Here is a 21,012-nt window from a genome sequence, read left to right on the forward strand (position 1 = left end):
TTTGACTACCTTGATTGTTATCAGTGCGCAAATGGAATACCGCCCCGATATGTCGATCAGCCTCCCTCATTTCCCGGAATCAATGAGACACTTGCCAGCGATGCCACCACGGCGTTCCGCGAAACAGAGGTTTTGATGACGGCCGAAAACCAGAACCGGCCCTGGAAGACGGGTTTCGAGATCGAATTGATGGCGCCGCCGGGCAGGAGCCGCCGGGATCTGGCCGACCGGATCGCGGCCCGCATCGGCGGCACCGTCCGCACCGTCTTCTATCCGCAGTCCGAGCCGAGCCTGGTGCCGAACCTGCCGGTGTTCGAAAATCTCGTTCTGGGCTTTGACGTCCTCGATCCGGATGGTCGGCGGGCGGCGCTTCTGGTCGACGACCTGACCCTGCGCGCTGACCTCGACCGCAACACCCCCGCCCTGCCCGGCTGGCTGCGCGTCCTCAGCGACGACGCCCGGCTTCTGGACCTGGTGCAGCGTCATTGCGACCCGACCACGCCGCGCGAGACCGTCCTCGCCCCCGTCGCTGCCCTTTATGGCACCGAGCTGGTCCATGCCGAGGGCGACATCACGAAGGCCGTTGACGGCGCCGAGCGTCCAGTTGCCATGGCAGCACCGCTACCCGGCGAACGCGAGCGACCCTGCGAGATCATCACCCCGCCCTATAAGACCGATCCGGCCCCTGCCCTCACCGCCCTGCTGGCCGACGCGGCCGAACTGGGCTTCACAGTCCCGGTCGAAGCGGCGGTCCACATCCATTTTGATGCCGGACGTCTGACCCCGGCCCGCACGCTGTCGCGCCTGATCCTGGTCCTGCACCGGCATGGTGATTTCCTGCGCCGGCTTGTCGGCACCAATCCAAACTGCGTGCGACTGGGGTCGATCGCCGACAATCTGGTGGAACTGGCGAAATCAGACGCGTTCCAGGCCGCCAATCCGGATGACGCCCGGGCCATGCTGGTCACCTGCAAGCCGACCAAATACGCCGATTTCAATTTCCGCAACCTCGCCCATTTGCTACCCGGCAAGACGACCTTTGAGGCCCGGATATTCCCGGGCTCGATGGATGCCGGCGTGATTGTCGGCCATGCCCAATTGATGGAGTCAATTCTCGTATGGGCGGAGCACGCGGACGCTGTCGAGCTGCCGGAAACCGGTGACGACTTGTTGCGAGCCATCGAGCTGGCGTCGCATGCCGCCGCACGCCGCCCGGACGTTTAGTCTTCCCGCACCACGCGGGCCGTGCCACGACCCAGCGCCAGCGCCTTGATGGCGCCACGGAAGGTGCGCACTTCCTGAGTCGTCCAGCGCCCGCGAACAAAGGCGTTGCGGAGATTCTGCACCATCAGAGGCGTCTTCGCCGGCGGATGGAAAAAGCCCGCACGGTCAAGCTCGGCTTCGAAGTGCTCGAACATCCGCTCGAGGTCCTCGCGCTTGGCGACATCGGAGACCGGTTCAAACTCGGCCGGCGCGCCCTCATCAGCGGTCCATTCATAGGCGATCACGGCAACGGCCTGGGCCAGGTTGAGCGAGGAGAAGGAGCGGTCGACCGGCAGGGTGATGATGACATCGGCGATGTTGACCGCCTCATTGGGCAGGCCGGACTTCTCGCCGCCGAACATCACGGCGACTTTCTCGCCGGCGGCAATGGCCGCCTTCATGTCGCTGACCGCCTCGCGCGCCGTCATCACCGGCTTTTCCATCCCGCGCGGCCGGGCGGTGGTGGCGTAGAGCCGTGTGGTATCGTGGATGGCGTCGCCGAGACGATATTCGACCCGGGCATTGCCCAGCACCGGCGAACCGGCCGACATGGTGATCGCCTTGTCATTGGGCCAGCCATCGCGCGGATCGACAATGACCAGCTCGGGAAGACCGAAATTGCCCAAGACGCGCGCCGCCGCGCCAATATTCTCGCCCAGCTGGGGCGTGTGGAGTATGAAAGCGGGCGTTGCTGAGTTTTGCGGCATGGAACCAGCCCTTCACCTTGGCGCGCACCGGTGCTAGAGAGCGCGCAAATTACGTGTCCGCGCTGTCCTAGCGCGACTTCAGTCCGTCCGAAAAGAAATGAGAGCACCCATGGCGAAGATCAAAGTCGATACACCGGTCGTCGAACTCGACGGCGATGAGATGACCCGCATCATCTGGCAGCTGATCAAGGACAAGCTGATCCTGCCCTATCTCGACATTGATCTGAAGTATTACGACCTCTCGGTCACCAAGCGCGACGAGACCGACGACCAGATCACCGTCGACGCCGCCGAGGCGATCAAGCATTACGGTGTGGGCGTGAAATGCGCCACGATCACGCCGGACGAAGCCCGGGTCGAGGAATTCGGCCTGAAGAAGATGTGGCGCTCGCCGAACGGCACCATCCGTAACATCCTCGGCGGCGTGGTCTTCCGCGAGCCGATCGTGATCTCCAACGTGCCGCGCCTGGTGCCGGGCTGGCAGCAGCCGATGGTCATCGGCCGTCACGCCTTCGGCGACCAGTACCGCGCCACCGATTTCCTGGTTGACCGTCCAGGCAAGCTGACCATGACCTTCGAGCCGTCCGACGGTTCCGATCCGGTGACCCGCGAGGTCTTTGACTTCCCGTCCCCGGGCGTCGCCATGGGCATGTACAATCTGGACGACTCGATCCGCGACTTCGCCCGCGCCTCGCTGAACTACGGCCTGCAGCGCGGCTGGCCGGTCTACCTGTCGACCAAGAACACCATCCTCAAAGCCTATGACGGCCGCTTCAAGGACCTGTTCGAAGAGATCTACCAGGCCGAGTTCAAGGACGCCTTCGCCGAGAAGGGCATCTCCTATGAGCACCGCCTGATCGACGACATGGTCGCCGCGGCGATGAAATGGTCCGGCGGTTTCGTCTGGGCTTGTAAAAACTATGACGGCGACGTCCAGTCCGACACCGTGGCCCAGGGCTTCGGCTCGCTTGGCCTGATGACTTCGGTCCTGATGAGCCCCGATGGCTCGACGGTCGAAGCCGAAGCCGCCCACGGCACGGTCACCCGTCACTATCGCCAGCATCAGCGCGGCGAGCAGACCTCGACCAACTCGATCGCCTCGATCTTCGCCTGGACGCAAGGTCTCAGCCATCGCGGCCGCATGGACGGCAATCAAGACGTGATGGACTTCGCCGCCCTGCTGGAAGACACCATCATCAAGACGGTGGAAGCCGGCTTCATGACCAAGGACCTGGCGCTACTGGTCGGCGAGAGCCAGGGCTGGCTGTCGACCGAAGGCTTCCTCGACAAGGTCGATGAGCGGTTCAAGGCTGCGATGGCGGCTCGCGGCTGATCCATCGGGTCAAATGAGAACAGACAGGGGCGGCTCCGGTGGGGCCGCCCTTATTTTGTTGGGGCGAGCGGCTGTTCAACCTGACCGGCCTCGGTCGGGACTTGGCGCTCGCGGCAAACCACTGATCTACCGGTGGGTGATATTGTCGCCCGCTCGCTTTCACCGACCACTTGCTTTACTCTTCGCTTCGGACAATTGAACGGCAAGGCACCCCGATGATCACCCAAGGGGAGCATCCGGTGGAGGCGGCCGCAGCCATGCAATCCAGTTTCACCATCGATTCCAAGACCCGCATTATTGAATGGCGTGTCTCCGGAAAGCTCACGGCCCGGGATCTGCTGGCCGAATGTGAGCGGGTCTACAGTCATCCGGACAGGATGCCGGGAATGAAGCATCTGACTGTGTTCGATGGCGCGCAGGCCGGCGAGCTGGATGTCGCGGAAATGACCCGTTTGGTTGAGGGCCTGTCTGAACTCGATCAGCGCCTCGGGATTGCTGAGGGTACACGGTCTGCCGTCGTCATCGATGACTTGCTCCAGGAAGCCCTGATGACTTTTTATGCGCACCAAGCCAACGCCCGACTGGCGACGGTGGAGAAAATCTTCAACACAGAGGCCGCCGCACGAGCCGGGTTGGCATCCAGCGACTGAACGGCCTTTATCCCTGGTCCGCGCCACCGCTGCGCTTCATCGTCACGAAGGTCTCCGCTTCAATCTGCCAGACACCGTCGTCACAGCGCCACTTGGCAAAATACCGACCGGAATAGCGTATGGCGAAACCATCGGTGGACCAGGCCCCTTTCCAGCGCCCCGTCTCGGCCGCGAGTTGGCTGTCCTCGCACACCTCGATCCGGGACGGCGTTCGGACATAGCTGACATCAGGCATCTGGCTGAATATTGACGCCCAGGCGTCGATCTGCGCAGCCCGGCCAGTGATCAATTGCGCTTCATCGCCCGGCACGAGAACCGCATCCTCGGCGAGATGGGTGGCGATGGCCTTCAGCGCACGGTTCTCCAGGGCGGCATTGAAATCGGCCCGTGCAGCAGCAATGGCCCGCGCCGCCTGCTTGTCACCCAATAGCTGGATGTCGGACTTGGGAGCCCGGGCCATCAGCCCGCCAGCACGGCGCGGATCGCGGCGAGGCCATCCTCGGCCTTTGCGCCATCTGGGCCGCCTGCCTGAGCAAAATCGGGTCGGCCACCGCCGCCCTTGCCGCCAACGGCCACCGCGCCCGCCTTGACCAGGTCAACAGCGCCGAAGCGGTCCTTGAGATCATCAGTGACCCCCACCGCAAGGGCTGCCTTGCCCTCATTGACGCCAATGAAAGCCGCCACGCCAGAACCCATCTGGGCCTTGGCCTCGTCGATCAGGCCGCGCAAATCCTTGCCGCCCACGCCCTCGACGACACGACCGATGAAGTTGACGCCATTGATGGTATCCGGTCCGGCCGGAGCGCCAGCCGCCCCGCCGCCCATGGCCAGCTGTTTCTTGGCTTCGGCCAGCTGGCGCTCAAGCTTTTTCCGTTCATCCATCAGGGACGCAACCCGCGTCGCGAGATCGGATGGCGGGGATTTCAGTGCGTCAGCTGCGGCGCGGCCAAAACCGATCTGCTCTTCCATGTAGAGGCGCGCGCCCTCGCCTGTCATCGCCTCGATCCGGCGGATACCCGACGACACGGCGGTTTCGGCAACAATCTTGAACAAGGCAATATCGCCGGTTCGGTCAACATGAATGCCACCGCACAATTCCACCGAATACGGTGAGTCATGGTCGGCCAGCGCCTGCCCCATGGTCAGCACGCGGACCGTGTCGCCATATTTCTCCCCGAACAGCGCCAGAGCGCCCGCCTCGATGGCCGCGTCCGGCGTCATTTCACGGGTCGAAACCGGCGTGTTCTGGCGGATGACCGCGTTGACCTGTGCTTCGATCGCGGCAACCTGGTCGCTGGTGACTGACTTGTTGTGCGAGAAGTCAAAGCGCAAGCGATCCGGCCCGACATGGGAGCCCTTCTGGGTGACATGGGCTCCAAGGACGTCGCGCAGCGCCGCATGGACCAGGTGGGTTGCCGAGTGATTGGCCCGGATCGCCGTGCGGCGGGGTGCATCGGCGTCGAGCTCCGCGTTGTCGCCGAGGGTAATCTCGCCCTTGGCCAACAGGCCGATATGGGCATGCAAGTCGCCACCGCGCTTTTGAGTGTCCTCGACGGTGAAAACAGCACCATCAGCAAAGCGTATTTCACCGCTGTCACCGCATTGCCCGCCGCTCTCGCCATAGAAGGGGGTCTGGTCAAACACCAGTTCGGCCCTCTGGCCGCTCCCCAGTGCCTTGGTTTCCCGGCCACCGGAGACGATGGCCGCAAGGCGGCCCTGGCCGCCGGTGCCGGCATATCCGGTGAAACGCGTCGGTCCGACCTTGTCGCGCACGGCAAACCACACCGCATCAGGGGCGGCATCGCCTGAGCTGAATTTACTGGCCCGCGCGTCGGCGCGCTGTTTGGCCATCGCCGTCTCGAACCCGGCCTCGTCAACAGTCATGCCCTTGGCGCGCAGCGCGTCCTGGGTAAGGTCGAGCGGGAAACCGTAGGTGTCATAAAGCTTGAAGGCCGTTGCACCGGCGAGCGCATCGCCCTCAACCAGCCCGGCAGTCGCCTCCTCCAGCAGGGACAGGCCGCGCCCGAGCGTGCGCTGGAAACGTTCCTCCTCGACCTGCAGGGTTTCCTCGAGCAGGGCCTGGGCCCGCACCAGTTCGGGATAGGCATCGCCCATCTCCGACTTCAGGGCCTCGACCAACCTCCACATCACCGGTTCCCCGGCACCGAGCAAATGAGCGTGTCGCATGGCCCGGCGCATGATCCGGCGCAGCACATAGCCGCGGCCCTCATTGGACGGCGTGACGCCATCGGCCATCAGGAAACAGGTCGAACGCAGATGATCGGCGATAACACGGTGGCTGGCCAAGGCATCGCCCTCGGCCTTGACGCGCAGCACGTCTTCCCCAGCCGCGATCAGATTGCGGAACAGGTCGGTCTCGTAATTATTGTGCTTGCCCTGAAGGATCGCCGCTATCCGCTCCAAGCCCATGCCTGTGTCAATCGAGGGCTTTGGCAGGTTGATGCGGTTGTCCGGCCCCAATTGCTCATACTGCATGAACACCAGGTTCCAGATTTCGATGAACCGGTCGCCATCCTCATCCGGCGAGCCCGGAGGTCCCCCGGCAATGTCGGGGCCATGATCGAAGAAAATCTCCGAACACGGGCCGCACGGGCCGGTATCGCCCATGGACCAGAAATTGTCCGAGGTGGAGATACCGATGATCCGATCATCCGGCAGGCCGGCGATCTTGCGCCACAGCGCTCGCGCCTCATCATCCTCGGAATAGACAGTGACCAGCAGTTTGTCGGCCGGCAAGGCGAACTCCCGGGTGACGAGGTTCCAAGCGCGGGTAATCGCCTCTTCCTTGAAATAGTCGCCGAAGGAAAAATTCCCCAACATTTCAAAGAAGGTGTGGTGGCGCGCCGTATAGCCGACATTGTCGAGATCATTGTGCTTTCCGCCGGCACGGACACATTTCTGAGACGATGTGGCGCGCAGGGAAGCCCGCTTCTCCTGACCGGTGAAGGCATTTTTGAAGGGAACCATGCCGGCGTTCACGAACAAAAGTGTGGGATCATCCTGCGGCACCAGCGGCGCCGATTGCACCACCTCATGATCGTGCTTGGCAAAATAGTCGAGGAAGGTGGCACGGATGTCGCGCAGGCTGGCCATGATGTCCGATCCCGTCGGCTGGAGGTCGCACGTCCGCATTCCAACGGACACAAATGTTTCTGTCGTCTGACATATAGAAACGGGTGCCCGGCCTAGCCAAGCACCCGTTCACAATCAAGCTGTGTTTATTATCCTACCGTGACGCCTGCGCCGCTCTGCGACCACAAATGATCCAGCAAGACCGGCCGGAGGCACACAGTTCGGTCAACACCGGACCCCGCGCGCCTCGCCCCGCGACCGGATCAACCGGCCGCCTGATCCTCGGCCGCGAGTTCGGGCCCGGTCAGCATTTCATCAGCGATCAAACCGGCATTGGCACGAACCCTGGCCTCGATCTCGGCAGCGATATCGCCATGTTCCAAAAGGAATTGGCGGGCATTTTCACGACCCTGGCCGATCCGCTCCGAATTGTAGGAATACCAGGAGCCAGACTTCTCGATCACATCGCCCTTGACGCCGAGATCGATGAGCTCGCCCATCTTGGAAATACCTTCGCCATAGAGGATATCGAACTCGACCTCCCGGAAAGGCGGCGCGACCTTGTTCTTGACCACCTTGACCCGTGTCTGGTTGCCGATCACCTCGTCGCGGTTCTTGATGGCCCCGATGCGGCGGATATCGAGACGGACCGAGGAGTAGAATTTCAGGGCATTGCCGCCCGTGGTGGTTTCCGGCGAACCGAACATCACACCGATCTTCATGCGGATCTGGTTGATGAAAATCACCAGGCAGTTCGACTTCGAGATCGAACCGGTCAGCTTGCGCAGCGCCTGGCTCATCAAGCGGGCCTGAAGGCCCGGCAGACTGTCGCCCATCTCACCTTCCAGCTCGGCACGCGGTGTCAGCGCAGCCACGGAGTCGATCACCAGGATGTCGATGGCGCCGGAGCGAACCAGCGTATCGGCGATCTCAAGCGCCTGTTCACCTGTGTCGGGCTGGGAAATCAGGAGCTCGGCCAGGTCAACGCCCAGCTTGCCGGCATAAATCGGGTCGAGCGCGTGCTCAGCGTCCACAAAGGCAGCAACCCCGCCCGCTTTCTGGGCTTCGGCAACCGTGTGCAGGGCCAGTGTCGTCTTGCCCGAGCTCTCGGGACCATAGATCTCAATGATCCGCCCCTTGGGCAGACCACCAATTCCCAGCGCAATGTCGAGGCCAAGCGAACCGGTGGAAATCGTTTCGATCTCCATCGCCGGCTTCTGGCCCAGCTTCATGACCGAACCCTTGCCAAAGGCCTTGTCGATCTGGCTCAGTGCCGCCTCGATCGCCTTTTCCTTGTCCATGTTCTTTTCGTTCTTCACGAGTCGAATCGCGCCCTTGCTCATAGCCTTCATCCCTTATTTCACGCCCCTCAGGTCCGGGCAACCAAGTGCTGATGTACCAATTTTGTTCCGGGAACACAAGCGGAACATTTATGGTTAACAAAACGGAACAAAAACCGATCACTCCGCCTGGTTGCCAATTTGTGTTTCCGGCACACTCGGCCTAACTTGGTGTCATGAAACACGCACTCCGGGCGCTGGCCGCCCACCTGAGACCGGTTAGACCGCAACGGCTTTCCGCCTTGCTGGTACTATTGCTGCCGCTCGGCTGCAGCGCGCCGCCTCCTGCCCGGGAGCCCGACACCCTGACGTCGATTCGGGACCGCGGCGAACTGGTTGTCCTCACCCTCGCCGGCCCGACCAGTCTCATCGAGAATGAAGCCGGTCCGTCCGGCTACGAGGTCGATCTCGCCAACGCTTTCGCCGAGAGCCTTGGCGTCACGGCACGCTTCGAGCTTGCCGAATCGATTCCCGTGCTGTTCGAGGCGCTCGGGTCCGGTGACGGTCATATCGCGGCCGCCGGTCTCACGCTGACACCCGACCGGGCGCAGAGGCTGGCGTTTTCGCCCGTCTACAAGTCGGTGACGGAACAACTCGTCTGTCGTCGCGGCGGAGTCAGCCCGACCCGCCTGAACCGCTTGCCCGAGGCTGATATCGTTGTGCTGGAGGGGTCCAGCTATGAAGAGACCCTGCGCGCGATCGGCGAAACCCATCCGGCACTGCGCTGGCGAACCCGCGCGGCCGGCTCGGCAATGCCTTTGCTGGAGGCCGTCGATGACGGGCGCGCCGACTGTACGGTCGCGGACAGCCATCTTGCAGACTTCGCCAGACGACGCCATCCCGAGTTGATCGTCGCCCAGAACCTGACAGGGGAACAGCCGCTCGCCTGGGCCTACGACGCCAACGTTGACGGGTTGGGCGCGGCCCTTTCGGCCTGGTTCGCCACCGCACACGCCGACGGCCTGCTGGAGGCCCTCGACGAAACCTGGTTCGGGCGCTTCGGCGATTATGACTATGTCGATGTCGCGCGTTTCGTCCGCCGGGTCGAAAACCGGTTGCCCCGCTATCGCAGCCTGTTCGAGGAAGTCGCCGATGACCTGCCCTTCGAATGGGAATTGCTGGCGGCGCAAGCCTATCAGGAATCACACTGGGACCCCGACGCCGTCAGCGCCACCGGCGTGCGCGGGCTGATGATGCTGACCCTGTCGACTGCCGAGCGGGTGGGCATTGATGACCGCACCGACCCGCACCAGAGCATTCTTGGCGGCGCCGCCTATCTCGACGATCTGTATGAGCGCGTACCAGACAGCGTGACTGGTCCCGACAGGCTGTGGTTCGCCCTGGCCGCCTACAATGTCGGAATGGGCCACATGTATGATGCCCGACGGCTGGCTGAACGGCTCGGGCGCGACAAGGACAGCTGGGATGATCTGGCCGAAGTCCTGCCCTTGCTGTCGGACCCGGAGCATTACACGACATTGCGATATGGCTATGCCCGCGGACACGAGCCGGTTCGATATGTCGCCAAGATCCGGGAGTACCGCGCCTTGCTCTCGGCCCAGGACCTGTAACGACGAACCGGACACGAGTGACACTCAGCTGATCGGCTGTCCCGCGTCACACATGAAACGCGGGCGCCATGAAAAAGGGGCGCATCCGCCGGGATGCGCCCCTCTTGCTTGTTTTGTCGACAGGCAGGCCGGATAACGGCCTAGCGGCGGCGTCGGGCCACGCGATCAATCTCGGCCTGCACCTTCTCGTCGACAATCGAGGGCAGGTTCGAGTCGAGCCACTCCTTCAACATCGGACGCAGCAGGGCCCGGACAACACCTTCCAGGGTGCGACCCTCTTCCTCGGAAATTCGGATATTCTCGGCCAGGGTGTGGAAAGACCCCATAGCCGCAGCGGCGGCCGGCTCGCTCATGATGCCGTCAGCTGTTTCGTCCGCGAGGGCATCAAAATCAATTTCGGGTTCCGGCTCGGCCATGACCGGTTCAGGCTCTGGCTCCGGTTCTTGCTCTTCGCGGTCGACGATCATCAGATCGTCATCGACGGCCATCGGATCAGTGCCTTCATCGCTGGCATCGACAAGGTCGGTCAGCTCAAGCACATCGTCGCCGCCGTCATCCGCGGCCGGTTCGTCGAAAAGGGCGTCGACATCATCCTGGCTCTTCGGCTCTTCGTCGGCCGGGGCAGCTTCGGCCTCGGCCTCGGCTTCCGCTGGCGCATCTTCATCGTCTTCATTGATGATGCGGCGGATCGAGGAGAGGATTTCCTCCATCGACGGTTCGTTTTCAGCGGCATCGGCCATGAGCGCCCAATTCCCTTGTCTTCGGTCGGCGTCTGCAGCGGATCACTGCAGCCCGGAACCATGATCGGCAATGTTCAACTGCGTCCGGCAGTTTCCCGTATCACGCGAATAAACCGGGCCGGAACTCGCCTGTCCAGCCCGCGACTCTGCGAAAACCCTAGTCCCAGGGCGTTAAGTCAAGGTTAGGGAAGCGCGATTCGCGGGAATCTGCTGCTGCGGCGTCGTAGATTTCCACATCCAGACCCAGGCGTTCGGCAGAGGCCAGTCCCATCGCCTGCAACAGGCGATAGCCCGCGACGAAGCTGTCGCGCTCGGCTGTCACGAATGTCAGCCGCGATTCGAGCAGCTCCTGCTCGGCGTTGAGGACGTCCAGCGTGGTACGGATCCCGACAAAGGCCTCCTGCTGCACCCCGTCGAGCGCGATCTCGTTGGCCCGCACAGCCTGGCGGCTCGATTCAATCACGGTCAGAGATGTGACATAGCCATACCAGGCGTTGGTCACCGCTTCAGTGACCTGGCGGCGGGCCTCACGGACCTGATGCCGGGCCTGCTCCTCTTGGGCGACTGCAGCCCGGATGCGCGACCGGTTCAACCCGCCGGTGAATATCGGCATCGAGACCTGGCCCATGATCGAGGTGCTGTCGCGAACATCGCCGGAAAAACTGGAATCGCGAGCCGATGATGCCGAAGCCGTGACAGAGATTTCAGGGCGCAATGCACCGCGCGCGATGCGAATCGCGTGCTGGGATGCTTCCTCGCTGTACCGGGCGGCCAGCAATTGCGGAGAATTGTCGAAGGCATATTCCGCCGCATCGGCCAGATTGTCCGGCAGGCTGGGCAGGGCCGGCGGCGCGCTCAGCGACGCGGCGGGCTGACCCGTCACACGCTCATAGGCGGCCCGGCTGGCAGCGAGTTGCGCCTGGGCTGCCGACAATTGTGCCTGTGCGAGCGACAGCCGGGCCTCGGCCTGCGATACATCGGTCCGGGTGATCTCACCGACTTCAAACCGGTCGCGGGCCGCTCGCAATTGCTGCGCAAGCACTTCGACATTGTTCTGGCGAATCTCGACGACATTGCCATCGCGGCGTACATCCATGAAGGTCGTGACCGCTTCGATCAGCACGGTCTGCTCGGTAGCCCGCAGCGATTCGCGCCCGGCCATGACGACAGCCGTGGCCTGGTCGATGGCCCCGTCGATCCGGCCGCCACGATAAATCGGCTGACTGGCGGACAGGCCATAATTCTTGGGCGTGGCGTCCGATTCAAAGCTGTTGGTGGAATTGTTGATCTGGGAAAAGCTCTCGCCTTCCGAGTGCGACCTTGAGATCGACGCCGACGCCGAAACGGTCGGCAGCCGCCCGGCACGCGCCTGGACACGGCCCTCATCGGTGGCCCGCAAGCGGGCCCGCTCGGCCTGCAGGGTCGGGTTGGAATTGTAGGCCAGCGCCAGGGTTTCCTCCAGCGTCTGGGCCTGTCCCGTCCCGGCCAGCGCGAGCGCCGATGCGCCGGCAGCCAACATGAGCGCTACACTCTTCAATCGCGACATTACGAACCCCTCTGACAGCGGCGGGCCCGGCCCGTCGCTCCTATGCCTTATACTAACGCGTCACGCCGACCGATCCAGTGCCGACGACGCGGTGGACCATTTTCCGGCCACACGCCTGCCATTCCCGCATATAGGCATGGCCACATTAAAAGTGAACACTGTTCACCCTGATATTTTTGTAACCTGCCCCGGCGCACATCGTTCGGCGGTTCGCAGACACCGGAGATCAAACGCCCGGCCGGTCGAAATCCGTTCCGGTTCGGAAAAAAAATGTCAGAGCGCGAAACCGGCCTCGGCCTGGAAACCTGGCAAGGGCGCAACATGGGCGTCAAAGACAACCCGCTCTCCAATGCCGGCGGACGACCGCGTGAAGACCGTCGCCTTGCCAACCGGCCCCTTGCGGATCACGGCCACTAGGCGGCCACCTGGCGCCAGCTGGTCGAACCAGGCCTGCGGCACGGAATCAATCGCGCCATTGACGAAGATCACGTCAAACGGGCCCTGCTTGGCGACACCCGCCGCCAGCTCGCCTTCGATCACGACGGCATTGTCAGCACCCGCGTCAGACAACAATCCGGTCGCTCGCGACAGGCTGTCCTCGTCTGATTCGAGACCGACGACGGTTCCCGCCATGCGCGCCAGAACCGCCGTGGAGTATCCGCGCGCGCAGGCAATATCGAGCACCAGCTCGTCCGGCTGGATATCGGCGGCGTGAACCATTTTGGCAAAATCACGGGGCCGCATCAGCGACCGCACATCGCCAACTGGCACCTGGCCGTCGGAATAGGCCGAAGCGCGTCTCGCCCGCGGCACGAAGAGGTGGCGTGGAATATCGAGGAAGGCAGCGATCAAACGCCGGTCGGTGACATCGGACGGCCGGATCTGGCAATCCACCATCTGCTTGCGCGCGGTCTCGAATTCGCTCACGAGGCTCTCCCTGTCCAGGCCCGGTTCGGATAGTGCTGGCGCTGATATATCCCGGCATTGCGCAGCCCCGCAAGCATGCCACTGCGTGCGCGGCGAAATGCCTCCGGGAGCACCGTACCGCGATCGCGGCCTGCCCGCCTGCCAATGAGGTGACAAAGCCGGATTGCTCGCATCGCGCGACAGCGCTATAGCTCCCGGCTCACAAGGCTTGGCACCGTGGCGGAGTGGTTACGCAGCGGATTGCAAATCCGTGTACCCCGGTTCGATTCCGGGCGGTGCCTCCAAGCCTTCACCCGACATGACCGGACCACCGGCTCACGCATCAAAAGGCGATGGGCTCACCCTTGTGGTCAAAGAATCCACCCGAGTCGGCTTCGGTCAGCCCCTCGATCACGGCCAGCACCTCCGCCGCCGCTTTGGAAGGCGGGCGGACCTCGAGGCCGGATTTCGAGAAGGGTCGCGACAGAGGCGTGTCAACGGTGCCGGGATGCAGCGCGACACAGATCGCGTGCCTGTGCCGCCGCCCCAATTCGATCGCAGCACCGCGCACAAGCTGGTTCAGGGCGGCCTTCGACGCCCGATAACTGTGCCAGCCACCCAGCCGGTTGTCGGAAATCGAGCCAACCCGCGCCGACAGGGTCGCGAAGACGCAACGCCCGTCACGCGGCAGCAATGGCAGGACATGCTTCATCAGCATGGCCGGGCCAATCGCGTTGATCAGAAACGCGCGTTCCATGTGCTCCGGATCAAGATCGCGCAGGCTGCGCTCCGGACTGAAGCGGTCGTCATGAAGAAAGCCGGTGGCGTCAATGACGAGCCGAATGTCCCCGGCTTGCCGCGACAACCAGCTCGCGGCCCGCTCAACTGACGCGAGGTCGGTGAAGTCGACCGGCGGGTCGGTGCGGCGTGACAGCCGGATCACCCGGTCGTGGTCGCCGCGCGCCAAGAGTGCCGCTGACAACGCTTCGCCCAGGCCGCCCCCTGCCCCGATCACCACCGCCAAACGTGTCATCGCTTCATCTCACCATCTGTTTCAAAAAGTGGTCTGCCGTGACGGTGTCTACGTAAGCAATGCAGAAATGGATGAGAGAGGGCCGTCATGACCGACCTTGTATTGGTACTGGGCGACCAGCTGACGCCGGACCTCCCGAGCCTGCGCCAAACGGCCCCGGGCGATGCCGACATCCTGATGGTCGAGGCGAGCCGCGAAACCGGATATGTCTGGCATCACCGCAAGAAGATTGTATTCGTGCTGTCGGCCATGCGCCATTTCGCCGCCGCGCTGGAAGCAAGCGGGCGGCGGGTGATCTATCACCGGCTAGACCAGGACAAGCCCTGCAGCAGTTTCACCGAGGCGGTGGAGCGCGCCCTGGCCGCGCACAGCTACGACCGAATCATCCTGACGGAACCCGGCGAGTGGCGCCTGCGTAAGGAGTTTGACGGCTGGCAGGACCGGTTCGACCTGCCAGTGGTGATAGTCGAGGATGACCGGTTCATCTGCAGCCACGACCGCTTCAACGCCTGGGCCGAAGGCCGCAAGCAGCTGCGGATGGAGTATTTCTATCGCGAGATGCGGCGCGAGACCGGGCTTCTGATGGACGGCGACAAGCCGGCCGGCGGGCGGTGGAATTACGACACGGAGAACCGCAAGCCTGCCGCCGACGACCTGTTCATGCCTGCCCCCTTCTCCGCCGGGCCTGACGCGGAAACACGCGCTGTCATCGACATGGTTGCCAAACATTTTCCGGACGGATTCGGGGATCTCGAACCGTTTCGCTTCGCGGTCACTCCGGATGGCGCCGAGGCGGCGCTCGAGCACTTCATAAGCGAGTCCCTGGCCGATTTCGGGACCTATCAGGACGCCATGCTCCGCGGCACGCCCTTTCTCCACCACTCCTTGTTGTCGGCCTACATGAATATCGGCCTGCTCGACCCGATGACGGTCTGCCGCCGGGTGGAAGATGCCTGGCGATCAGGTCGGGTGCCGATCAATTCAGCGGAAGGCTATATCCGGCAGGTGATCGGCTGGCGCGAATTCGTCCGGGGCATCTACTGGCGCGAGGGCGCGGACTATGTCCATCGCAACGCCTTCGACGCCCGCCGCGCCCTGCCGGACTTCTACTGGACGGGTGACACGGCGATGGCCTGCCTGTCCGAAGCAATCGGCCAGACCCGGCGCGAGGCCTACGCCCACCATATCCAGCGCCTGATGGTCACCGGTACATTTGCACTGATTGCCGGCATCGATCCACACGCGCTGCATGAATGGTATCTGGCGGTGTATATTGATGCGTTCGAATGGGTCGAAGCGCCCAACACGATCGGCATGTCCCAATTCGCCGACGGCGGACTGCTGGCCTCCAAACCCTATGCAGCCAGCGGCGCCTACATCAATCGGATGTCAGACTATTGCGGGGATTGCCGCTACAATGTGAAGGACAGGACCGGCCCGGACAGCTGCCCCTTCAATTCACTGTATTGGGACTTTCTCGACCGCAATGCCGACACCTTGCGCGGCAATCCGCGTCTCGGGCCGGTCTATCGAAACTGGGACCGCATGACGGACGACAAGCGACAGGCCTATCGGGACCGCGCCCGTGACGTGCTCGCGGACCTCTGACTCACCGGGCCCGTCGACAGCGCTGTGAACAGTATTTCACTTCATCCCAGACCGCCGCCCATTTGCGGCGCCACTCGAACGGGCGCCCGCACACCCCACAGGTCTTGGTGGGTTTCGGCTGATGTTTGGACGGTCGGCTCATGACCTCGGACATAGCGCCCGTCGCCGTCGGGGAAAGCCTCAGGCCTCGTCAGCCTGCCGACCGGTCGGCACACCGGCCCGGTCGAGCTCGGCATCAAGCCTGCCCGTCAGGAAGCAGCCGTACATCCAGTAGTCCGCCACCAGCGACCAAAGCGGATAGGTGAATGTGGCCGGCTTGTTGCGCTCGACAAAGGCATGGCTGACCCAGGCGAAGAAATAGCCTGAGACCGGGACGGCCGCGAGCAGCCACCAGGTCTGCGACACCAGCGCGTAGATCAGCACAGCGATAGCCAGCGTCGAGCCGACAAAGTGCCAGGTACGGGTCCACGGCTTGGCGTGCTCTTGCAGATAGAAGGGCCAGAAGGACTGGAATGTGGCGTGTTCGCGCATGGTCAACTCCGGTGATTCGCCCGGCGGGCCTTGCGCCCGGCGGTATTCAGGCCCTTCGACGGGCCGGATCATGGTGAATCAATCATCTCGACTTATCCACGCATTTCCATGAATCCATTAGGAATTCGGCAATGACGATAAACCAAATGCCTAATTTGGCCACCGCCATTAACCCGTCCTTAAGGGTTCGCGGCCGATTCTAGCTGCGTCTTCCCGTGAAGACACCCCACCATCCACCCAATGCCTTTTCGGGAGCCTTCGCGGCTCCCGATTTTTTTTGCACACAGTTTGCGCCATTTGCGCAGCAGGGTGCTTGCGCCGGGAGCAAAAGCTCTGATAAAAGCCGGGCCTCGCTTGAGAGACGGTATTCCTCGGTAGCTCAGTTGGTAGAGCAGGTGACTGTTAATCACCGGGTCGGCGGTTCGAGCCCGTCCCGGGGAGCCATTCTCAAGAAACACCCCGCAACCGGGGTCGAAAAGCCCGCCCCATGGCGGGCTTTTTCGTGGCCGAAACGCCCTACTCCAGCCGTTCGTCCAACGCGCGTGCCGCCTGGAAAAACCGCTCCCGCAATTCGCCCGCATACGGGTTGTGCCGCTCGATGGCCCGAAACAGCTCGTCGCTGTCACCGGCCACCAGATCCGCGGCCTGTTTGAGCAAATCATAGCTGCGCGTCGTATAGGGCGCGGCGGGCAGATCCAGATCGGTGATGACCTTGGACACCAGATGGGTCAGCGCCTGAACGCTGGCCATGGTGCGGTCATGGGTATCGGCGTCGGAGATGTGGACATCGAGGCGCAGATCGTCGCGCAGGAAATCGGCGATGCAGGCCGGGTCAAAATCACTGTCGGGACACAGGACGATGGACTGGCCGTCCAGCCCGTCTGCCGCGCTCTGCGGCCCGAACAGGGGGTGGGTGCCAAGGATGCGAGTCCCGGCAGGCAGGTGCTCGCGCATGGCCGCCATGGGCTTGAGTTTGACGGAAGCCACATCGAGGACCAGCGCGCCCTCTGGCAGGTGCGCCGAGATTTGCTGGCAGACGCCGGCGATCTGTTGAACCGGAACCGCGAGGATGACCACAGGTCGGGACGCGGCCTCGGCCTGCGACACACAGGCTATACCGTCCATGTCTGCGACCGCCGGATCATGGGCGACCAGATCAAGATGCGGTGCAAGATGCACGGCGGCGAGACGTCCGAACGCACCCAAGCCGATCAGGCCGACAGCTTGAGGCTGGGTCATGCGCCCGCACTGCTCATCAGGGTGCGTCGTGTGCGCGTGTGTCCGGTCATGATGGAGTCGCCCCGTGCTCGGAACACCAAGGTAAGCAAGGCGACGCGCCGCGCAATGCTATTTAGCGACCGATACCGGCACTGAACCGACCGACGCGGCGGAGACCGCCTCGCTCTGACGGCGCCACATGTCGGCATAGAGACCGCCGCGGGCCAGGAGTTCGTCATGGCTGCCGGTTTCGGCCACCCGCCCGGCATCGAGCACGAAAATCCGGTCGGCGCCGGCAATGGTCGACAGGCGGTGAGCGACGGCGATGGTGGTGCGTCCCTCGGCCGCCTCGCTCAAGGCCGCCTGGACCTCGCTCTCGGTCTGGCTGTCGAGCGCCGAGGTGGCCTCGTCGAGAATCAGCACCGCCGGGTCTTTCAGGATGGCGCGGGCCAGCCCGACCCGTTGCTTCTCGCCGCCGGAGAGTTTCAGGCCACGCTCACCCACCCGCGTCTCCAACCCGTCCGGCAGGCCGGAAACAAACTCGCTGAGATGGGCCCGCTTGAGCACGTCGGCGATCTCGGCCTCGCTGGCCTCCGGCCTGCCATAGATCACATTGGCCCGCAGCGTGTCGTTGAACAGGACCACGTCCTGCGGCACCAGGCCCAGCGCATCGCGCAGGCTGGCCTGGGCAATCGAACGCAGGTCCTGGCCATCAATCGAGACCGATCCCTGCTCGGGGTCATAAAAGCGGAACAGCAGGCGCAAAACGGTCGACTTGCCCGCTCCGGAGGGTCCGCAAATGCCGACAAAACTGCCGGCCGGAATGTCCATCGACACACCGCCGAGCGAGCGCGAGCGGCCGTCATGGGTAAAGCCGACATCGGCAAAACTCACCGCTCCGCCTTGCAGCATCAGCGGCCGGGCGTCCGGCGCGTCGGCGACATCGGGCTTCAAGGCCAACGTCTCATAGACGCGCTCCATGTCGACCGCGCCCTGCTTGATTTCGCGATAGGCCCAGCCAAGGATGTTGAGCGGCTGGTAGATATTCATCAGCACCAGCGTCACCGCCGCCACATCACCAGCGCCCAGCACGCCGTTGAACGCCTTCCAGCCGGCCGTCAGGGCCATCGCCAGCAGTCCGGCATTCATGATCAGCGCCTGCAGGCCATTGAGCAAAGCGAGCGAGGATTGGGACTTCGCCGCCGCCCCGGCATAGCGCTTCATGGCGCCGTTATAGGCATCGCTCTCGCGCTCTTCGGCGGCAAAGGCTTTCACGGTTTCGAAGTTGATCAGCCCGTCCACGGCGCGGGCGGAGGCTTCATTGTCGGCATCATTCATCTGCCGACGTATGCCGACGCGCCACTCGGTCATCGACCAGGTCAGCGCCATGTAGATGACGATGGTGACCACAGCGATGACGGCGAATTCCCAGCCGTAATTAGCGCTGAGCACAATCGCCGCCAAGGTCAGCTCGAACAGGGTCGGGGCGATGTTGAAGATCAGGAAGCGCATCAGGAAATCGACGGCGCGGGCGCCGCGTTCGATGATGCGCTGGAGGGCGCCGGTTCGCTTGGTCTGGTGATAGCCGATCGACAGGCCCTGGACATGGGCAAAGGCCCGCACGGCGGTCAGGCGCTGGGCGTCCTGGCTGACCGGCGCGAACATGGCGTCGCGCAGCTGCGGTGCGCCAACCGACAGGAAGCGCGCCACGGCATAGGCAATGAAGGCCAGCGAGAAGGTCGTCAGCAGCCCGGGCCACAAGGTGCTGGCTTGCCCCGCCTGCGAGGTCGGGGCATTGCCGGTCGCGTCAACAATCAGGTTGATGCCGTCACCGAACAGGATCGGCGCCGCCACCGAGAACAGCTTGGCAATGATGGTCAGGACCAGCGCCAGCCCCATGCGGAAGCGCCACTTCGCCATCTCCGGCGAGGCCAGCAACGCAAACAGCCGCCACATCGTCTTGCCAAGCGAGCCTTGCGGCGCTTGCCGGGCGTCTTCCGCGCTATCGGGAGCTGTCGGTTTCATTGCGGGGAGAGATAGGGCGTTGCAGGGGCAAGCGCCAGAGTTGAGGGCTGAGACTGGCGGTCAGAAGCCCGGTGCCCTTCCAAACACCACACCGCGCGTCATCCCACGGGGATCGCGCAGCGAGCATCCGGGGGACCTCGGCCAAACCGCTCACAGAGGTGTTGAGGTCCCCCGGACAAGCCGGGGGATGACGGTGAAATATGGTAATTCGAAGATCCGCGCGGTCGCGCAGTGTGCGCCATCACGCAACTCCAAGACACTCAGCGGCCGCTGTCCACGCTGCGCGACGTTCAGCGCGCTGCCCCCTGTCGGCAGCAGCCAAGCTGACGTTCGCTCGTCTACCCGCCCTGCCCGTCCTCACCCGGTGCTTCGAGCACCTGGCCGGGATAGATCAGGTTGGGGTCGCGGATCTGGTCGCGATTGGCTTCGTAGATGACGGTGTACTGGACGCCTTCGCCATACAGGCGGCGGGCCAGGCGCCAAAGCGAATTGCCCGGCTGCACGACCACCGAATTGGGACCCATGTTGAGGTCTTCCGCGGCGACGCGCTCGAAGGGCAGAACGATGACCGCGCTGACCTGACCGTCCTCGTCGACCTGGTCGATCTGGAGGTCATAGATGCCCGGCGCCAGCAGCGCGCCGGCCTGCAGGTTCCAGCGGCCATTGCGACCGACCGTGGCTTCACCGACCAGGGCACCATTGGCGAAGATTCGCACCGTGGTTCCGGCATCGGCGCGGCCCGAGAAGATGACAGCGCCTGTCTCGTCATAGTCGATCGTCTCGAGCACCAGCGGGCCCATCTCGGAATTGGAACAGGACGGGCATTGCCAGACGCGACTGGCCTCGCCCGGACGACCGACCACGACCAGCGGCGTTGGTCCGCGCTGTTCGGGGATGGACACCACAACAACCTGGTCGGACCGCAGCTCGCGACCGTCAGCGGCGGTCATCAAAAGGGAAAGCTCGACCGCGCCGGACGGCAGCGGGTCCTGCAGGATGATCGCCCACTCACCGCGCTCATCGATGAGCATGTGATCGGTGCGACCATTGCTGCTGTCAAATTCGAGCACCTCGTCATTGGCGAGGAGGCGAATCGCAGCCCCCGGTTCGCCGCGCCCGGCGATCACGGCGGTGCCGGCCGGCGCTACACGAACGATGTCAAACACCGGCGCTGCGAGCATGGCGGCACTGGGTTCGGCTTCTGTTGTCGTACCAGCGGGGGACACCGGGTTTCCTGCGACCGGCACGCCGGCGCTGTCATCGGCGGGGCCCGGACGATACATGATGAAGGCCAGCGCGGCGGCAATCGCCAGCGCGGCAAGGGCTGCAGCGATGATAAACGACCGCGTGGCGGTCATGGCCTGTCTCCTGTCATCCATCAACCCGAGCTGTAATCTGCACTCTGGCGCACACGAACTGGATGCAATCCTCGCGCCGTCGACCTTCGG

At 63.6% G+C, this 21,012-nt stretch carries 18 protein-coding genes and 2 tRNA genes; 7 read left to right on the forward strand and 13 right to left on the reverse strand.

From position 1 onward, the window contains the following. Nucleotides 1-135: 135 nt before the first annotated feature. The gene (locus tag VOI18_RS13070; RefSeq protein WP_323762860.1) at nt 136-1,224 is read left to right on the forward strand and encodes an amidoligase family protein; all 1,089 of its coding nucleotides are present in this window, start codon (nt 136-138) and stop codon (nt 1,222-1,224) included. On the opposite strand, the gene VOI18_RS13075 is transcribed toward VOI18_RS13070, so the two are convergent. Beyond that, complete coding sequence (locus VOI18_RS13075) at nt 1,221-1,970, reverse strand: RNA methyltransferase (RefSeq protein ID WP_323762861.1); 750 nt, start codon at nt 1,968-1,970, stop codon at nt 1,221-1,223. The genes VOI18_RS13070 and VOI18_RS13075 overlap by 4 nt on opposite strands. A 109-nt stretch (nt 1,971-2,079) precedes the next feature. Between VOI18_RS13075 and VOI18_RS13080 the strand changes: the two genes are divergently transcribed. Beyond that, nucleotides 2,080-3,303, forward strand: a complete 1,224-nt coding sequence (locus VOI18_RS13080; protein WP_041636819.1) for an NADP-dependent isocitrate dehydrogenase — start codon at nt 2,080-2,082, stop codon at nt 3,301-3,303. Nucleotides 3,304-3,518: 215 nt separating this feature from the next. Further along, on the forward strand, nt 3,519-3,953 hold the full coding sequence (locus VOI18_RS13085) for a hypothetical protein (protein ID WP_323762862.1): 435 nt from the start codon (nt 3,519-3,521) through the stop codon (nt 3,951-3,953). Between the two features lie 7 nt (nt 3,954-3,960). Here VOI18_RS13085 and VOI18_RS13090 read toward each other — a convergent pair whose 3' ends face one another. The 3 genes from VOI18_RS13090 to recA all read right to left on the reverse strand — a co-directional run bounded on the left by VOI18_RS13090 (nt 3,961) and on the right by recA (nt 8,389). Next, nucleotides 3,961-4,413 (reverse strand): nuclear transport factor 2 family protein, encoded by a 453-nt coding sequence (locus VOI18_RS13090; protein WP_323762863.1) that lies wholly within the window; start codon nt 4,411-4,413, stop codon nt 3,961-3,963. Continuing rightward, entirely contained in the window at nt 4,413-7,067 is a 2,655-nt protein-coding gene (gene alaS, locus VOI18_RS13095) for an alanine--tRNA ligase (RefSeq protein WP_323762864.1), read from the reverse strand. Before alaS ends, VOI18_RS13090 begins: the two co-directional genes overlap by 1 nt. A 242-nt stretch (nt 7,068-7,309) precedes the next feature. Beyond that, complete coding sequence (recA, locus tag VOI18_RS13100; RefSeq protein ID WP_323762865.1) at nt 7,310-8,389, reverse strand: recombinase RecA; 1,080 nt, start codon at nt 8,387-8,389, stop codon at nt 7,310-7,312. Between the two features lie 173 nt (nt 8,390-8,562). On the opposite strand from recA, the gene mltF reads away from it, so the two are divergent. Further along, nucleotides 8,563-9,957, forward strand: a complete 1,395-nt coding sequence (mltF, locus tag VOI18_RS13105; protein ID WP_323762866.1) for a membrane-bound lytic murein transglycosylase MltF — start codon at nt 8,563-8,565, stop codon at nt 9,955-9,957. A 140-nt stretch (nt 9,958-10,097) separates the two neighbouring features. Here mltF and VOI18_RS13110 read toward each other — a convergent pair whose 3' ends face one another. From VOI18_RS13110 to VOI18_RS13120, 3 genes are all read right to left on the reverse strand, one after another. Then, entirely contained in the window at nt 10,098-10,697 is a 600-nt protein-coding gene (locus tag VOI18_RS13110; RefSeq protein WP_323762867.1) for a DUF2497 domain-containing protein, read from the reverse strand. A 157-nt stretch (nt 10,698-10,854) separates the two neighbouring features. Continuing rightward, nucleotides 10,855-12,243, reverse strand: coding sequence for a TolC family outer membrane protein (locus VOI18_RS13115; protein WP_323762868.1), 1,389 nt, complete (start codon nt 12,241-12,243; stop codon nt 10,855-10,857). Nucleotides 12,244-12,516: 273 nt separating this feature from the next. After that, nucleotides 12,517-13,170, reverse strand: a complete 654-nt coding sequence (locus tag VOI18_RS13120) for a protein-L-isoaspartate O-methyltransferase (protein WP_323762869.1) — start codon at nt 13,168-13,170, stop codon at nt 12,517-12,519. A gap of 210 nt (nt 13,171-13,380) precedes the next feature. Here VOI18_RS13120 and VOI18_RS13125 point away from each other — a divergent pair. Then, nucleotides 13,381-13,454: transfer RNA gene (locus tag VOI18_RS13125), tRNA-Cys, on the forward strand. 38 nt (nt 13,455-13,492) lie between these two features. On the opposite strand, the gene VOI18_RS13130 is transcribed toward VOI18_RS13125, so the two are convergent. Continuing rightward, nucleotides 13,493-14,182, reverse strand: a complete 690-nt coding sequence (locus tag VOI18_RS13130; protein ID WP_323762870.1) for an SDR family oxidoreductase — start codon at nt 14,180-14,182, stop codon at nt 13,493-13,495. An 87-nt stretch (nt 14,183-14,269) separates the two neighbouring features. Between VOI18_RS13130 and VOI18_RS13135 the strand changes: the two genes are divergently transcribed. Next, nucleotides 14,270-15,790: a cryptochrome/photolyase family protein gene (locus VOI18_RS13135; RefSeq protein WP_323762871.1), complete on the forward strand. Its 1,521-nt coding sequence runs from the start codon at nt 14,270-14,272 to the stop codon at nt 15,788-15,790. A gap of 1 nt (nt 15,791) precedes the next feature. On the opposite strand, the gene VOI18_RS13140 is transcribed toward VOI18_RS13135, so the two are convergent. Both VOI18_RS13140 and VOI18_RS13145 read right to left on the reverse strand, forming a co-directional pair. Continuing rightward, nucleotides 15,792-15,932 carry a DUF2256 domain-containing protein gene (locus VOI18_RS13140; protein WP_416374887.1) on the reverse strand — a complete coding sequence of 47 codons (141 nt, stop codon included), beginning with the start codon at nt 15,930-15,932 and terminating at the stop codon, nt 15,792-15,794. A 38-nt stretch (nt 15,933-15,970) separates the two neighbouring features. Further along, nucleotides 15,971-16,321, reverse strand: coding sequence for a DUF962 domain-containing protein (locus tag VOI18_RS13145; RefSeq protein WP_323762873.1), 351 nt, complete (start codon nt 16,319-16,321; stop codon nt 15,971-15,973). A 368-nt stretch (nt 16,322-16,689) separates the two neighbouring features. Between VOI18_RS13145 and VOI18_RS13150 the strand changes: the two genes are divergently transcribed. Continuing rightward, nucleotides 16,690-16,765 (forward strand) — tRNA-Asn (locus VOI18_RS13150). Between the two features lie 72 nt (nt 16,766-16,837). Here VOI18_RS13150 and VOI18_RS13155 read toward each other — a convergent pair. The 3 genes from VOI18_RS13155 to VOI18_RS13165 form a co-directional block, all read right to left on the reverse strand. Next, nucleotides 16,838-17,560: a prephenate dehydrogenase gene (locus VOI18_RS13155; protein WP_323762874.1), complete on the reverse strand. Its 723-nt coding sequence runs from the start codon at nt 17,558-17,560 to the stop codon at nt 16,838-16,840. 108 nt (nt 17,561-17,668) lie between these two features. Beyond that, nucleotides 17,669-19,564 (reverse strand): ABC transporter ATP-binding protein/permease, encoded by a 1,896-nt coding sequence (locus VOI18_RS13160; protein WP_323762875.1) that lies wholly within the window; start codon nt 19,562-19,564, stop codon nt 17,669-17,671. 338 nt (nt 19,565-19,902) lie between these two features. Further along, the gene (locus VOI18_RS13165) at nt 19,903-20,922 is read right to left on the reverse strand and encodes a LysM peptidoglycan-binding domain-containing protein (protein WP_323762876.1); all 1,020 of its coding nucleotides are present in this window, start codon (nt 20,920-20,922) and stop codon (nt 19,903-19,905) included. Nucleotides 20,923-21,012: the final 90 nt, after the last annotated feature.

It is taken from the genome of Maricaulis sp. (assembly GCF_034670125.1).
Lineage (GTDB): Bacteria > Pseudomonadota > Alphaproteobacteria > Caulobacterales > Maricaulaceae > Maricaulis.

Bases quoted from the DNA above. Each gene is read 5' to 3' on its own strand.
- VOI18_RS13070 (WP_323762860.1), top strand. From the start codon at position 136: ATGACGGCCGAAAACCAGAACCGGCCCTGGAAGACGGGTTTCGAGATC.
- VOI18_RS13075 (WP_323762861.1), bottom strand. From the start codon at position 1,970: ATGCCGCAAAACTCAGCAACGCCCGCTTTCATACTCCACACGCCCCAG.
- VOI18_RS13080 (WP_041636819.1), top strand. From the start codon at position 2,080: ATGGCGAAGATCAAAGTCGATACACCGGTCGTCGAACTCGACGGCGAT.
- VOI18_RS13085 (WP_323762862.1), top strand. From the start codon at position 3,519: ATGATCACCCAAGGGGAGCATCCGGTGGAGGCGGCCGCAGCCATGCAA.
- VOI18_RS13090 (WP_323762863.1), bottom strand. From the start codon at position 4,413: ATGGCCCGGGCTCCCAAGTCCGACATCCAGCTATTGGGTGACAAGCAG.
- alaS (WP_323762864.1), bottom strand. From the start codon at position 7,067: ATGGCCAGCCTGCGCGACATCCGTGCCACCTTCCTCGACTATTTTGCC.
- recA (WP_323762865.1), bottom strand. From the start codon at position 8,389: ATGAGCAAGGGCGCGATTCGACTCGTGAAGAACGAAAAGAACATGGAC.
- mltF (WP_323762866.1), top strand. From the start codon at position 8,563: ATGAAACACGCACTCCGGGCGCTGGCCGCCCACCTGAGACCGGTTAGA.
- VOI18_RS13110 (WP_323762867.1), bottom strand. From the start codon at position 10,697: ATGGCCGATGCCGCTGAAAACGAACCGTCGATGGAGGAAATCCTCTCC.
- VOI18_RS13115 (WP_323762868.1), bottom strand. From the start codon at position 12,243: ATGTCGCGATTGAAGAGTGTAGCGCTCATGTTGGCTGCCGGCGCATCG.
- VOI18_RS13130 (WP_323762870.1), bottom strand. From the start codon at position 14,182: ATGACACGTTTGGCGGTGGTGATCGGGGCAGGGGGCGGCCTGGGCGAA.
- VOI18_RS13135 (WP_323762871.1), top strand. From the start codon at position 14,270: ATGACCGACCTTGTATTGGTACTGGGCGACCAGCTGACGCCGGACCTC.
- VOI18_RS13140 (WP_416374887.1), bottom strand. From the start codon at position 15,932: ATGAGCCGACCGTCCAAACATCAGCCGAAACCCACCAAGACCTGTGGG.
- VOI18_RS13145 (WP_323762873.1), bottom strand. From the start codon at position 16,321: ATGCGCGAACACGCCACATTCCAGTCCTTCTGGCCCTTCTATCTGCAA.
- VOI18_RS13155 (WP_323762874.1), bottom strand. From the start codon at position 17,560: ATGACCCAGCCTCAAGCTGTCGGCCTGATCGGCTTGGGTGCGTTCGGA.
- VOI18_RS13160 (WP_323762875.1), bottom strand. From the start codon at position 19,564: ATGAAACCGACAGCTCCCGATAGCGCGGAAGACGCCCGGCAAGCGCCG.
- VOI18_RS13165 (WP_323762876.1), bottom strand. From the start codon at position 20,922: ATGACCGCCACGCGGTCGTTTATCATCGCTGCAGCCCTTGCCGCGCTG.